Origin of the sequence: Streptomyces sp. Tue6028 (genome assembly GCF_002300165.1) — a bacterium.
GTDB lineage: Bacteria > Actinomycetota > Actinomycetes > Streptomycetales > Streptomycetaceae > Streptomyces > Streptomyces siamensis.
Window position 1 is genome coordinate 57,526 of sequence record NZ_MLCE01000003.1, and the last position, 13,196, is coordinate 70,721.

Genomic DNA, 13,196 nt, shown 5'->3' on the forward strand with positions numbered 1-13,196 from the left:
TCTGGCCGGGGTCGATCGGGCGGACGGCGCGGGCGGACGCATTGCGCTGCCGTCACGGCCCGGCCGGCGCGCACGGTGGCCGGGCCGTGACGGCAGCGGTGGCCGAACATCGCCGTGCCTGGCCCCCGCATGGATCAGGGGGCCAGGCACGGCTGAGCCCCCTCACCTGTCGGGAGGGGGCTCGGGCCGTGATCGGTCAGCAGACCGCGGGCGGGACGCTCTGCTCGTACTGGAAGACGTTGTCGGGGTCGTACTTCGCCTTGATCTTGCGGAGCCGGTCGAAGTTGTTCCGCCAGTAGGCGGTTTCCCAGTCCTGCTGCGCGATGTTCGGCACGTTGACGTAGGCGCCGTCCACGTAGGTCCGCAGGGCCTGGCTGAACTCGGCGATCCAGGCCTGGCACTGCGAGGTGAGCGGGTCACAGACGCCCGGCTGGTCACTGCGCTTGCCCCAGCCGACGCCGGGTTCGGAGTAGAAGAGCGCGTCGCGGTGCGGGAAGGCGGTGCCGCCGCGAGGGCTCTTCCTGACGTTCCCGCCGAAAGCCTGGACGAAGAAGTTGCTGTCGTCCGTCGGGGCGCTCTTGATGAACGAGTCGACGATGTCGATCGCGTCCTTCGGGAACGGCTTTCTGGTGAACTGCGAGTGGAACTTCCAGTTCGCCGGTTCGAGCTCGATCGGAATCTGGAATCCCGAGTACACGTCGCCCCAGTTGCCGACCTGCGTAGTGACCGTCGGGCTGTCGATCGACAGGATCGGGTCCAGCAGCTTCTTCGTCTCGTCCGGCGTTCCTTCGGGAAGAACCCCGAACAGGAAGATCTGGTTCCGGTGGATCTCGAGCTGGGTTCCGAGGCGGGCGTCGGTGGTCGGCGCCGTACGCTGGTATGCCTCGAAGATGGGGCGGAGGTTGTCGATGTCCTGCCACGTCGCCTGGAGATAGGTGACGCTCCTCAGCGGAGCCACTTTGTAGGTCAGTGACGTGACGATGCCGTAGTTGCCGTTCCCCGCGCCGCGCAGAGCCCAGAGCAGGTCCGAGTGGTGGTCCAGGTCCACCTTGATCGCCTTGGCGCACTCCTTGCCCGACGGGACGACGATCTCGGCCCCCACCAGGCTGTCGCAGGCCATGCCGAGCCAGCGGGTGAGGAAGCCGAATCCGCCACCGAGCGTCGCACCGGACAGGCCCACGCTGCCTTCGGTGCCTGTCGTCACCGCGAAGTCCCGCTTCGCGAGCGTGGTGACCGCTTCCTCCTGGTTGAGCCCGGCGCCGACCTTCGCGATACGCGACTTGGCGTCGATGTCGACCGACTTCAACTCGCTGATGTCGATCACGAGGCCGTTGTCCACGTTCGACCAGCCCTCGAGTTGGTGGCGGCCGCTGCGCACCCGCACCGCCACGTCGTTCTGCCGCGCCCACGTCAGGGCGTTGACCACGTCCTGGGTGTTCTGGGCGAAGACGATGACCAGCGGATAGTGGGAGAAGAGTTGGTCCCAGCCGAGGCGCGCGTCCGTGTATCCCGAGTCCTCGGGGCGGACGATCCGGCCGGTCAGCTTCGCCGGAGGGCACTCGGCCCCGTACCCATCGCCCCCGGATGCGCCGGTCACGGCGCTCGCGCCGGGGGCTGCGGCGGCCGCGGCGCCCGGCACGACGACCGCACCGGCACCGGCGACCGCCGTTGCTTTGAGCAGTCCGCGACGGGAAAAGTCGTTCATGGTTCGTGTCCTCTCGACCACAAGAACGCGCGAATCGGTTCTTTATGGATGATTTAGGCGAAGTGGACGGTAGCAATGCCGAACGCGGGGAATCGGCTCGACACGCTCGCAACCAGCACCAAGACGCCTGAAGCCGCCTCTCGCGTCAGCCTCGCCCGGACGAACCGTCAGCGCGGCGGCAAACCGGGCCGACTTGTGGCGCGCGGAGGTCCGACGGACGACCAGTAGACGGTGCTGGAGCCACGGGCCAAGACCCCGCGCAGGTCGGCTGCGCGGGTGATCCCTTACGTCATCGTGTTACCGCGATGTCTTACTTCGGGAATCGATGCACTCGCGCAGCCGTCATTCCCCACTCCTGACGCCTTGAAAGGTAAACATCATTATCGCGCCGCAAAGAGGAGATAATGTGCTTAGGAATAATTCCACCCCGGTAAAGCATATTCGTACGGCTGCGCCTTATGGCGCGAGGGCCCGTTCGAGGGTTCTCGCCGCCGTCACCGCTGTCGGCGTCCTCGCAGGAACACTGCTCGCACAGTCGTCGGCGGCGTACGCCGATGAGAGAGCCGACCGTTCAACACGTGCCACATCCAAGAGTGCCCACGCCGCGGATGAGTGCGCGAAGTCCTCGGGGTTCGCGCTGGTGGTCGATCTCTATCTCAAGGACGCCGTGGCGGCCCGCGCGTACGACAAGCTCGTGGCGCGCACGGTCCCCAAAATTCAAGCCAACGAGCCCAACACCTTGGTATACACGGAGAATCAGCCCGTCGGCGGCGGAATCGATCGAGTCCAATACGAACTCTATCGCGACGAGGCGGCATTCACCTTCCACAGCAACGCGCCTTACGTTCAGGAATACGTGGCGGAGCGGGAGAAATACATTTCCGGATACAAGGTGACAAAATACTGCCTTGTCGGCGGATACGTCAGAGGATCCAGCGATACCCATCCCGACTAATATTCCAGCCGCAGATCGGGCGCAGGGTCGGCTGACGTGCCGGGTGGGCGCGCCTTCTCCATGGAGTCGGCGTCGGGCGGCCGCTCTTCCGTGGATCCGGAAATCGCTCGGACGAGTGAAATCTCCACGTCTGGGCGATCGCAACTCGGTTCGGCTGTCAATCATGACTGGATGGGCATTTCCGCGTAAATTCTAAAGTCACACGAGATGCACGGCATATCGGCGTGGTTGATCTTAATTTCGAGATATCTGATATTACGCTGCCGCTGTTCATCGGCGACATCGAAAGGAATGCCGTGCCTCTCAATCCCCACCAAGGCCGTCGGTCGGCCGTGAAGTCTGCGCTATCGCGCTCGAAGTCCCGTGTCGGCGGGCGCCCGGGACGCCTACGGGCCGCCGTCCTGGCCGGTGCCCTGCTCGCCGGGCTGAGTCCGGTGGCGGCCGGTGCGCCACCGGCCGCCGCCGCGACAGGGCACAAGGACGATCCGACGCAGTACTGGAACAAGGTCCTGCTCCAGACGTTCCGCAATGCGCGGGGCTGGGACGCCTCGCCCGGCAAACTCTCCCGGTCCGGGGCGATCGTCTTCGCGGCGATCTACAACGCCGAGAGCGCCTATCAGTACACGTACGGAACCCTGAAGTACGAGCCATACCTCAACCGGCCGCTGAAGTACGCCGGCAAACACTCGCGACCAGCTCCGGACGAGGAGGAGCGGCTGATCGACCGCACGGCGTACCGGATCATCTCGCAGCTGTACCCGGGCGATCAGGCCTACATCGACGCCCAGTACAGGGCCCGGACCGGCCGCTCCCCCCACTCCTACGATCCCCTCGACCGCCTGGTGGTCGACCAGGTGGTGAAGCAGATCAACAAGGCCCGGGCGGGCGACGGTTCGGACAACCCGGACGTCTACAGCGGCGACACCACCACACCTGGAGCCTGGCGGCCGACGGGTGAGGAGGCGACGGCTGACGAAGGGGCCTGCAAGCAGCCGAGCGACGCGGTGACCCCGAACTGGGGCAAGGTGAAGCCGTTCGTGCTCCGCTCCGGCTCGCAGTTCCGGCCTCCCACCCTGCGCGGCTTCACTTCCTACGCCGATCTGGTGGCCAGCCCGGAGTACGCGGCCCAGCGCGACGAGGTACGCCGGCTCGGTGCCGTCGACTCCACCGAGCGCACCCACGAACAGACCGTCATCGGCTGGTTCTGGGACCATGACCTCAACGGCACCTTCCACCCCCCGGGACAACTGCTCGAACTGACCGGGACCGTCGCCAAGAAGTTCAAGCTCGACACGTACGAGACCACCCACTTGTTCGCGCTGTCGGCGCTGTCGTTGGCGGATGCCGGAATCGCGGCCTGGGACAGCAAGTTCGACTCCCCGATCAACGAGTGGCGCCCGGTGTCCGCGATCCAGGCGACGGGCGGCCCGAACGCTGACTGGCAGCCTCTCAGCGCGGACCGCTCAGGGGCACCGTTCACCCCGTGCTTCGTCGCCTGGACCTCCGGGCACGCCAACTTCACGGGCGCGTGGGCAACCGCGATGCAGCACTTCTTCGACCGTGACGACGTCTCGTTCACCGCGCACTCCGAGGACCCGCACACCCTCGAGGCGTACCGCCGGATCAACAGCTTCAGCCAGGTCGCCGAGGAGGGCGAGTTCAGCCGCCTCTATCTGGGCGTGCACTTCCGCTGGGACGCCGAGGACGGCAGGGAGATCGGCACCAACGTCGGCGACTACGTGTTCGCCAACGCGCTGCAGCCGACACGACGGGACCAGCCGCAGGGGTACTGAAACGACACCCGTCCTCCGGACGTACGGAAGGCCGTCGGCGCCTTGCCCAGTACCGCGTGGCAAGGCGCCGACGGCACGTTCGTAGCGGCGGTGTAGACGTCGGCACCCGGCGAGCCGGCCCATGGTGCGTTCGACGGTCCGGCGGCACCTGTGTCTGAGCTGTTTGGCGGTGCGTCTCTCGTCCTTTCGCGTGGTGGGTCTGGCGAGTGGACGACAGACGGGGATGGCACCGGTCGACGACCAGTGAACTGGCCGCCGGAATCGCAGGACGAGCCTGCGACCGGTGCGTGAGGGTAGGTCACTGTGATCGACAGGCGAGACGTGCTGCGGGCAGGGGTGCTGGGCGGCGTCGGTGGGGCGCTGGGTCTGCAGGCACCGGAAAGTTCGGCTGCGGCAGCTGAGGCGGCAGGGCCGGTCGGCGCCCGGGACTGGAAGCGGTTGGCCCATGCGCTGTCCCCCGGGGCCACGCTCTACCGGCCGCAGGGCTCTGAATACGAGTCGCTGGCCTTGCCGTTCAACCACAGGTACGCCGGAATTCGACCTGCCGGCATCGTCGCCTGCGCGACCACCGAGGACGTGTCCGCATCGATCCGCTGGGCTCGCTCCGTGGGGCTGCCCGCCGTGCCGCGCACCGGGCTGGGACACAACTACGCCGGGTATTCGACGACCACGGGCCTGCTCCTGAACATGGCCCGTATGAAGAGCATCGTCTCCACTCCGGCACCGGGCGGTGCCCGTTCTCGGGTCTATGGGCCGATGAAGGTCGTGCACGACGCCGGTACCGTCACCGTGGGGGCCGGCGTCACCAATGGCGACCTGCATCCACTGCTGGAGAACCAGGGCATGTTCGTGCCGACCGGTCGTTGCCCCAGCGTCGGGGTCGCGGGGCTGGTGCTGGGCGGCGGTATCGGCTTCAGCGACAAGATGTTCGGGCTGACCTGCGACCGACTCGTCGCCACCACCGTCGTGCTCGCCGACGGACACACGGTCAAGGCCGACAAGGATGCGCACCCCGACCTGTTCTGGGCCTGCCGCGGCGGAGCCGGCAACAACTTCGGTGTCCACACCTCGTTCACCTTCCAGTACGAGCAGTTCGAGGGCACCGTGGGCTTCTACCAGCTCCGCTGGAGCCTGGACTCCGTACTGCCGGTGATCGCCGCCGCGCAGCGCATCGCCCAGGACACCGCGGGCGACAGGCGTTTCCATCTGCGGCTGGGCATCGGCACGAGCGGGACGACCCGGACGCAGATCCATGCGAACGCCAACGTCAACGCCATCGGCCAGTTCTACGGCACCGTCCAGGAACTGCGCGCCATCCTCGACCCGTTGCTCAAGATCGGCACGACCGAGGAACGCGACCGCAACAGCGCTTCCGTTCGTCAGGTCACGCCCGGTGAGGCGAGCGAACTGCTGAGCGCCACCACACCGATCGACCGCTTTGCCACCAAGTCGGCGATCCTGGACTCCCGCACCCTCTTGACCGATGAGCAGGTCGGCGCGGCAGCCGAGCGCCTGCTGGACTGGCCCGGCAGCCACAACGAGGACGGAGCCGGGTTCGCCATGTTCGCCCTCGGTGGTGAGATCAACGAGGTGGCGCCGAGCGCGACCGCGTTCGTGCACCGAAACGACCTCTTCGTCTTCGCCGCCGAGACCTCGTGGGCGGACTACGACCGCCCCGACGTCGCCGAGGCCAACCTGCACTGGCTCAAGCAGTTCTACGACGACATCTTCCCCCGCAAGGCGCCCGACCAGGCGTACCAGAACTTCCCCGACCCGACGCTGAAGAACTGGCGGGAGGCCTACTACGGCGCGAACTACCCCCGCCTGGTCAAGGTGAAGCGGAAGTACGACCCGACCGGCTTCTTCGACTACGCGCAAGCGATCGGCTCGAGTTGAGCCCGGTGTCCGCCGGCCTCGACCTTGTCGAGGCCGGTGCCCCGCACTTCGGGCGCTAGCGGCAGTGCGGCGGTGCTGCCCGGCCCTCGGGCCGCGGACCCGGTCCGCGGTCGCGCCCGGCGAACGGACCGCGGGCCCGGACGGCGGTCGGGCTCAGCCGTCGAGCCGGACGACCCGGACGGCGCCCGCGGGAACCGCGAGCCGGCCCGCGGCGCGTTCGCCGGTCAGCAGCTCCGTGCCGTGCGCGTCCAACGGCACCTTGGCATCGGTGGACGTGTGGTTGACGGCGAAGAGATAGGTGCCCGACTCGCCCGTGCGGCGCACCACTTCGACGTCACGGGGCAGCTCGGCGCTGGGCGCGATGCGCGCGTCGTCGGTGGCCCAGCCGAGCAGGGCGTCCAGGCCCTGGGCGCCGAGGCGCGTGGACACGTACCAGGCAGCACCCTTGCCGAGGCGGTTCCGGGTGACGGCCGGCTGGCCCGCGGTGAGTCCGTCGGCGTACGTCCAGACGGTCTCGGCGCCGCGCGGCACGACGAACTCGGTCCACACGTCACCGGTGAGTTCGGAGCCGTCGGGGCCGGTGATCCGGGTGCGCTCCCCCGCGAGGAGGGGCGAGAACTCCTCGACCGTCAGGCCCAGTACGTCGCGCAGGGCGCCCGGGTAGGGGCCCGCGTGCACGGCGTCGTGTTCGTCGACGATGCCGGAGAAGTACGAGACGACGAGGGTGCCGCCGCTCTCGACGTACTCCCTGAGGTTGTTCCCGGCCGCTTCCGTCATCAGGTAGAGAGCGGGGACGACGACAAGGGGATAGGCCGACAAGTCGGCTTCCGGGTGGGCGAAGTCGACCGTGAGGTGGCGGTCGTAGAGCGCCTCGTAGAAGGCGTCGGCGCGCTCGCGGGCGTCGTGGTCCTCGCTGGGGCGCCACTGGAGGTCCTGTGCCCACCAGGAGTGCCAGTCCCAGAGCACGGCGACGTCGGCGACGGTGCGGGTGCCCTTGAGCGGGGCCAGCGCCTCGACGGACGCGCCGAGTTCGGCGACCTCGCGCCACACCCGGGAGTCGATGCCCGCGTGCGGCAGCATCGACGAGTGGAACTTCTCGGCGCCGCGCCGGGACTGTCGCCACTGGAAGAACATGGCGCCCTCGGAGCCGCGTGCCACGTGCGCGAGGGAGTTGCGGGCCATCTGGCCGGGGGCTTTGGCGGGGTTGCGGGGCTGCCAGTTGACGCCGGACGTGGAGTGTTCGAGCAGCAGCCAGGGTGCGCCGCCGGCGACCGAGCGGGTGAGGTCGGCCGCCATCGCGAGGTTCACGTGGGTGCGTCGGCCGTCGGTGATCAGGTAGTGGTCGTTGGTGACGAGGTCGACCTCGCGGCCCCAGGCCCAGTAGTCGACGGAGTCGCACTGGCTCAGCGCGGTCATGAAGTTGGTGGTGACGGGGATGCCCGGTGCGAGGCGGTGCAGGATGTCGCGCTCGGCGACGAAGTTCTCGCGCATGGTCTCGTCGGCGAACCGGCGGTGGTCGAGGGCCTGGGCCGGGTTGCCGACCGTCGGGGTGACGCGCGGCGGGTCGATCTGGCCGAAGTCCGCGTAGCGCTGTCCCCAGAAGGCGGTCCCCCAGGCCTCGTTGAGTGCATCGACGGTGCCGTAGGTGCGGGTGAGCCAGCGCCGGAAGTGCGCTGCGCAGGACTCGCAGTAGCAGGCCGAGACGGGGACGCCGTATTCGTTGTGGACGTGCCACAGCGCGAGTGCGGGGTGGTCGGCGTAGCGGGTGGCGAGCCGGGTGGTGATGTTCGCGGCGGCGGCCCGGTAGTGGGTGTTGCTGTGGCAGATGGCGCCGCGTGAACCGAACGCGTAGCGGGTGCCGTCGGCGGCCACGGGCAGCGCGTCGGGGTGCTCCCGGTAGAACCAGGCGGGGGGCGCGACGGTGGGTGTGCCCAGGTCGGCGCGGATGCCGTTGTCGTGGAGCAGGTCGAGCAGGCGGTCGAGCCAGCCGAATTCGTAGGTGCCCGGAGCCGGTTCGAGCAGGGCCCAGGAGAAGATCCCGACGCTCACCATCGTGACACCCGCCTCGCGCATCAGACGGACGTCCTCGTGGCGTACGTCTTCCGGCCACTGCTCGGGGTTGTAGTCCCCACCGAAGGCGAGCCCGGTGAGGCCCTTGGGGGTGGTCTCCGGCATGGATCTCTCCCGATGTGTCGATCAATTGGGAACGTGCACACACATGCTGAGTGGCGCGAGGCCAACATAACCGCACAGCAACAACCATTGACAAGTGTCGAGGATGTTTCTCTACTGTGAACGCTCACAGAAGCGCCGCACACGAGCCGACGGCCGTGCCGGTGTCGTCGGTGTGAGCGCGCGCAGGCCCCGAGGGCCGGGCGCGGCCGCACCTTTCGACCACCGGCCCAAGCGCCCGGGCGGCGAGCGGCCAGGGAACACCGCAGGTCTCCGCAGCAGGCGTAGACCCAGGTCAGGGGAGAACGATCCATGCCCGACACGAAGCACAGCCGGCTCCGTCGATGGGGTGCCACCACCGTCGCCGCCGTACTCGGCGCCACCACGCTCGCCGCATGCGGGTCGGAGGACGCGAAGGACAGCCAAGCCGAGTCCGGGCCCGCGTCGCTGACGTACTGGACCTGGGCCCCGGGCATGGACAAGGTCGTGGACCTCTGGAACAAGGGGCCCGGCAAGGAGCAGCAGATCACCGTCACGGTGAAGAAGCAGGCGTCGGGCGACACGCTCGTCACCAAGATCCTCACCGCGCACAAGGCGCACAAGGCCCCCGACCTGGTCCAGGCCGAGTACCAGACGCTGCCGACCCTCGTCAGCAATGACGCCCTCGCCGACATATCGGGTGACGTGGACGGCGCGAAGAGCAAGTTCGCCGACGGCGTCTGGCAGCAGACCACCCTGGGTTCGGACGCGGTGTATGCGATCCCGCAGGACATCGGCCCGATGATGTTCTACTACCGCGAGGACCTCTTCAAGAAGTACGGCCTGACCGTCCCCACGACCTGGGAGCAGTTCGCCGAGACGGCGCGCGCGCTGAAGAAGAAGGCACCGGACAAGGCCCTGACCACCTTCTCCGCCAACGACTCCGGCCTGTTCGCGGGACTCGCCCAGCAGGCGGGAGCGAAGTGGTGGACCACCTCGGGCGACAAGTGGAAGGTCGGCATCGACGACGCGGCGACCCGGAAGGTCGCCGACTTCTGGGGCGGGCTGGTCAAGGAGGGCGTGATCGACAACCAGCCGATGTACCAGCCGGCCTGGAACAAGGCCCTGAACACCGGCAAGCAGATCGCCTGGGTGAGCGCGGTGTGGGCACCGGGCACCCTGACCACCGCGGCTCCCGACACCAAGGGCAAGTGGGCGATGGCACCACTGCCGCAGTGGTCGGACAGCGACGACGTCACCGGCAGTTGGGGCGGCTCCTCGACGGCCGTCACCACGGACTCCAAGCACCGGGCCGCCGCCGCGAAGTTCGCCGCGTGGCTGAACACCGATCCGAAGGCGGTGGCCGCGATGGCCAAGGAGGGCGGCATCTACCCCGCCTCCACCAGCGCGCAGCTCAGCGACGCGTTCACCCAGCCGCCGGCCTTCTTCTCCAACCAGCCGGACTTCTACACCAAGGCCTCCCAGATCGCGAAGACCACCGCGCCGTCCGCGTGGGGCCCCAACGTGAACGTCGCCTACACATCCTTCAACGACGCCTTCGGCGCCGCCGCCAAGAACAAGTCCGACTTCGGCGCCGCCCTGACGAGGATGCAGGACACCACGGTCGCCGACCTCAAGAAGCAGGGCTTCGGGGTCGCTCAGTGACCACGGCACACCGGGAGCCGTACGGGGCCGAGGGGGCCCCGTACGCCCTCCCTCCCCGCACCGCCGCCCGCGAACGAGCGCGCTCCGCCCCCTACTTCTTCCTGCTCCCCGCGACGGTCCTCTTCGTCCTGTTCTTCGCCCTGCCCATCGGCTACGCGATCTGGCTGAGCCTGCACAAGGTCCAGGTCAAGGGGCTCGGGCTGGGCTCCGGCGCCCGCACCGAGATCTGGGCGGGCCTGGAGAACTACACCGACGCCCTCACCGACAGCGAGCTGCTCGACGGGGCGCTGCGCGTCCTCGGCTACGGCGCCCTCGTGATCCCGGTGATGCTCGGCCTCGCCCTGCTCTTCGCGCTGATGCTCGACACGGACAAGGTACGGCTCGCCCCGGTCACCCGGCTCGCGACCTTCCTGCCGTACGCCATTCCGGGCGTCGTCGCCGCGCTGCTGTGGGGCTTCCTGTACCTCCCGGACGTCAGCCCCTTCTACTTCGTCCTGGACAAGCTGGGCATGCCGCAGCCGAACCTTCTGGACGGCGGGCCGCTGTACCTGGCCCTGTCCAACATCGCCGTCTGGGGCGGCACCGGTTTCAACATGATCGTCATCTACACCTCGCTGCGGGCCATCCCGGCCGAGGTGTACGAGGCGGCGAAGCTGGACGGCGCCTCGCCGCTGCAGATCGCGCTGCGGATCAAGATTCCGATGGTGGCGCCCTCGCTGATCCTCACCTTCTTCTTCTCGATCATCGCGACGCTCCAGGTGTTCAGCGAGCCCACCACCCTCAAGCCGCTCACCAACTCCGTCTCCACGACCTGGAGTCCGCTGATGAAGGTGTACCGGGACGCGTTCGGCGCGGGCGACATCCACGCGGCGGCCGCCGAGGCCGTGATCATCGCCCTGGTCACCCTGGTCCTGTCGTTCGGCTTCCTGCGCGCCGCCAACTCCCGTACCAAGCAGGGGGAAGCACGATGAGTTCTCTCGCCGTCCGCAAGGCCGCACCGGCCGCCGGTACGACACCGGGGACCGCCCAGGGGCCGCCGCTGCGCCGCCGGATCGCCCTGGTGCCGACACTGACGCTGCTGCTCGGCGCCCTCTACTGTCTGCTGCCCGTGGCCTGGGTGGTGATCGCCTCCACCAAGTCCGGCCGTGAGCTGTTCTCGACCTTCACGTTCCTGCCCGGCACCGGTTTCACCCAGAACCTGCGGGACCTCGACGCCTACCGCGACGGCATCTACTGGAAGTGGATGGGCAACTCCGCCCTGTACGCCGGTCTCGGCGCCCTGCTGTCGACGGCCGTCTCCGCGCTCAGCGGGTACGGGCTCGCGATCTACCGCTTCCGCGGCCGCGAAACCGTGTTCGGCGTCCTGATGGCGGGCGTGCTGATGCCTCCGGTGATCCTCGCCATCCCCCAGTACCTGCTGCTGGCGAAGGCGGACCTGACCGACTCGTACGCCTCCGTCCTGCTCCCCCTCGTCCTGTCCCCGTACGGGATCTATCTGGCCCGGATCTACGCCACCGCGGCCGTGCCCGGTGACGTGGTCGAGGCCGGGCGGATGGACGGCGCGAGCGAGTGGCGGATCTTCACCCGTGTCGCGCTGCCGATGATGGTGCCGGGGCTGGTGACGGTGTTCCTGTTCCAGTTCGTGGCCGTGTGGAACAACTTCCTGCTCCCCTACATCATGCTCAGCGACGACGAGAAGTTCCCGATCACGCTCGGACTGTTCACGCTCCTGGAACAGGGCTCCAACACCCCGGCGCTGTACACCCTCGTGATCACCGGAGCGATGCTCGCCGTCATCCCGCTGATCGCGCTCTTCCTGATCATCCAGCGCTTCTGGAGCCTCGATCTGCTGTCAGGAGCCGTAAAGTCGTGACCATGAGCAACACGGGGGGCCGGCGCAAGCCGCCGACGATCCATGACGTCGCCCGCGAGGCAGGGGTGTCGCGGGGCACGGTGTCACGGGTGCTCAACGGCGGGCACTACGTCAGCCCCTCGGCGCAAGAGGCGGTCAACGCCGCCATCCGCAGGACGGGTTACGTCGTGAACCGGCACGCCCGCTCCCTCATCACCGGACGCTCCGACTCGATCGGCTTCCTGCTGACCGAACCGCAGGAGCGGTTCTTCGAGGACCCCAACTTCAACGTCCTGCTGCGCGGCTGCACCCAGGCGCTCGCCGCGCACGACGTGCCCCTGCTGCTGATGCTCGCGGGCACCGAGGACGAGCGGCGCCGCATCACGCGGTACATCACCGCCGGACATGTCGACGGGGTGCTGCTGGTCTCCAGCCACTCCGGCGACCCGGTCGCCGAGGAGCTCCGTGAGGCGGGGGTGCCACTGGTCGCCTGCGGCAAGCCGATCGGTCTGGGGTCCAGGGTGAGCTATGTCGCCGCCGACGACCGGGACGGCGCCCGCGACATGGTCGCTCATCTGCTGTCGCTCGGGCGGCGCCGGGTCGGCACCGTCACGGGTCCGCTCGACACACCGGGCGGCGTCGAGCGTCTGGCCGGCTACCGGGAGGTGCTCTCCGAGGCGGGCGTCGAGGCCGACGACCGTCTCGTCGTCTCCGGCGACTACAGCCGGGCCAGCGGCGAGGCGGCGGCCGAGCGGCTCCTGGAGCAGGCACCCGACGTGGACGCGGTGTTCGTCGCCTCGGACCTGATGGCACAGGGTGTGCTGACCGCCCTGCACCGGGCGGGCCGCCGGGTGCCGGAGGACGTGGCCGTGGGCGGCTTCGACGACTCCCCCGCCGCCACCGCGTCCAGCCCGGCCCTCACCACGATCCGCCAGCCCTGGGACCGCATCAGCGCCGAGATGGTACGGGTGCTGCTGGCCGAGATAGGGGGCGAGGACCCCGCGGCGGTGATCCTGCCGACGGAGCTGGTGCGGCGCGAGTCGACCTGACGCCGGCGGCCGGCGGTCGCGCCGGGGACGGCCCCGCGGCCCCGGTGCGACCGGTCAGGATTCGAGAAGCCGCCCGGGACTGCGGCGATCTAGCGTGAAGGCGTCGGCGGGAGCACCGCCGGCGCTCGGA

The 13,196-nt window shown here is 68.6% G+C and carries 9 protein-coding genes; 7 read left to right on the forward strand and 2 right to left on the reverse strand.

Annotated elements, in window-relative coordinates:
• Positions 1-196 precede the first annotated feature (196 nt).
• On the reverse strand, positions 197-1,705 hold the full coding sequence (locus tag BKI49_RS02195; RefSeq protein WP_095932460.1) for an FAD-binding oxidoreductase: 1,509 nt from the start codon (positions 1,703-1,705) through the stop codon (positions 197-199).
• Positions 1,706-2,111: 406 nt separating this feature from the next.
• Here BKI49_RS02195 and BKI49_RS34955 point away from each other — a divergent pair, with 406 nt between their 5' ends.
• The 3 genes from BKI49_RS34955 (at position 2,112) to BKI49_RS02210 (ending at position 6,349) form a co-directional block, all read left to right on the forward strand.
• Entirely contained in the window at positions 2,112-2,660 is a 549-nt protein-coding gene (locus BKI49_RS34955) for a putative quinol monooxygenase (RefSeq protein WP_143658348.1), read from the forward strand.
• Positions 2,661-2,992: 332 nt separating this feature from the next.
• A complete protein-coding gene (locus BKI49_RS02205) occupies positions 2,993-4,453 on the forward strand; it encodes a vanadium-dependent haloperoxidase (RefSeq protein WP_179332301.1) in 1,461 nt (486 codons plus the stop codon).
• Between the two features lie 303 nt (positions 4,454-4,756).
• Complete coding sequence (locus BKI49_RS02210) at positions 4,757-6,349, forward strand: FAD-binding oxidoreductase (protein WP_095932463.1); 1,593 nt, start codon at positions 4,757-4,759, stop codon at positions 6,347-6,349.
• Between the two features lie 153 nt (positions 6,350-6,502).
• On the opposite strand, the gene BKI49_RS02215 is transcribed toward BKI49_RS02210, so the two are convergent.
• Positions 6,503-8,524 (reverse strand): beta-galactosidase, encoded by a 2,022-nt coding sequence (locus tag BKI49_RS02215; RefSeq protein ID WP_095932464.1) that lies wholly within the window; start codon positions 8,522-8,524, stop codon positions 6,503-6,505.
• A gap of 309 nt (positions 8,525-8,833) precedes the next feature.
• On the opposite strand from BKI49_RS02215, the gene BKI49_RS02220 reads away from it, so the two are divergent.
• Genes BKI49_RS02220 through BKI49_RS02235 form a run of 4 tightly spaced genes read left to right on the forward strand, consistent with a single transcriptional unit; the run spans position 8,834 to position 13,066 of the window.
• On the forward strand, positions 8,834-10,165 hold the full coding sequence (locus tag BKI49_RS02220; RefSeq protein ID WP_095932465.1) for an ABC transporter substrate-binding protein: 1,332 nt from the start codon (positions 8,834-8,836) through the stop codon (positions 10,163-10,165).
• Positions 10,162-11,136, forward strand: a complete 975-nt coding sequence (locus tag BKI49_RS02225) for a carbohydrate ABC transporter permease (RefSeq protein WP_095932466.1) — start codon at positions 10,162-10,164, stop codon at positions 11,134-11,136. Before BKI49_RS02220 ends, BKI49_RS02225 begins: the two co-directional genes overlap by 4 nt.
• Positions 11,133-12,038 carry a carbohydrate ABC transporter permease gene (locus tag BKI49_RS02230; protein WP_095932467.1) on the forward strand — a complete coding sequence of 302 codons (906 nt, stop codon included), beginning with the start codon at positions 11,133-11,135 and terminating at the stop codon, positions 12,036-12,038. The genes BKI49_RS02225 and BKI49_RS02230 overlap by 4 nt, the downstream gene beginning before the upstream one ends.
• Entirely contained in the window at positions 12,035-13,066 is a 1,032-nt protein-coding gene (locus BKI49_RS02235; protein WP_095932468.1) for a LacI family DNA-binding transcriptional regulator, read from the forward strand. The genes BKI49_RS02230 and BKI49_RS02235 overlap by 4 nt, the downstream gene beginning before the upstream one ends.
• The last annotated feature ends 130 nt before the right edge of the window (positions 13,067-13,196 follow it).

Excerpts from the sequence above, each read along its gene's own strand:
- BKI49_RS02195 (WP_095932460.1), bottom strand. The coding sequence starts at position 1,705 with ATGAACGACTTTTCCCGTCGCGGACTGCTCAAAGCAACGGCGGTCGCC.
- BKI49_RS02215 (WP_095932464.1), bottom strand. The coding sequence starts at position 8,524 with ATGCCGGAGACCACCCCCAAGGGCCTCACCGGGCTCGCCTTCGGTGGG.
- BKI49_RS02220 (WP_095932465.1), top strand. The coding sequence starts at position 8,834 with ATGCCCGACACGAAGCACAGCCGGCTCCGTCGATGGGGTGCCACCACC.
- BKI49_RS02230 (WP_095932467.1), top strand. The coding sequence starts at position 11,133 with ATGAGTTCTCTCGCCGTCCGCAAGGCCGCACCGGCCGCCGGTACGACA.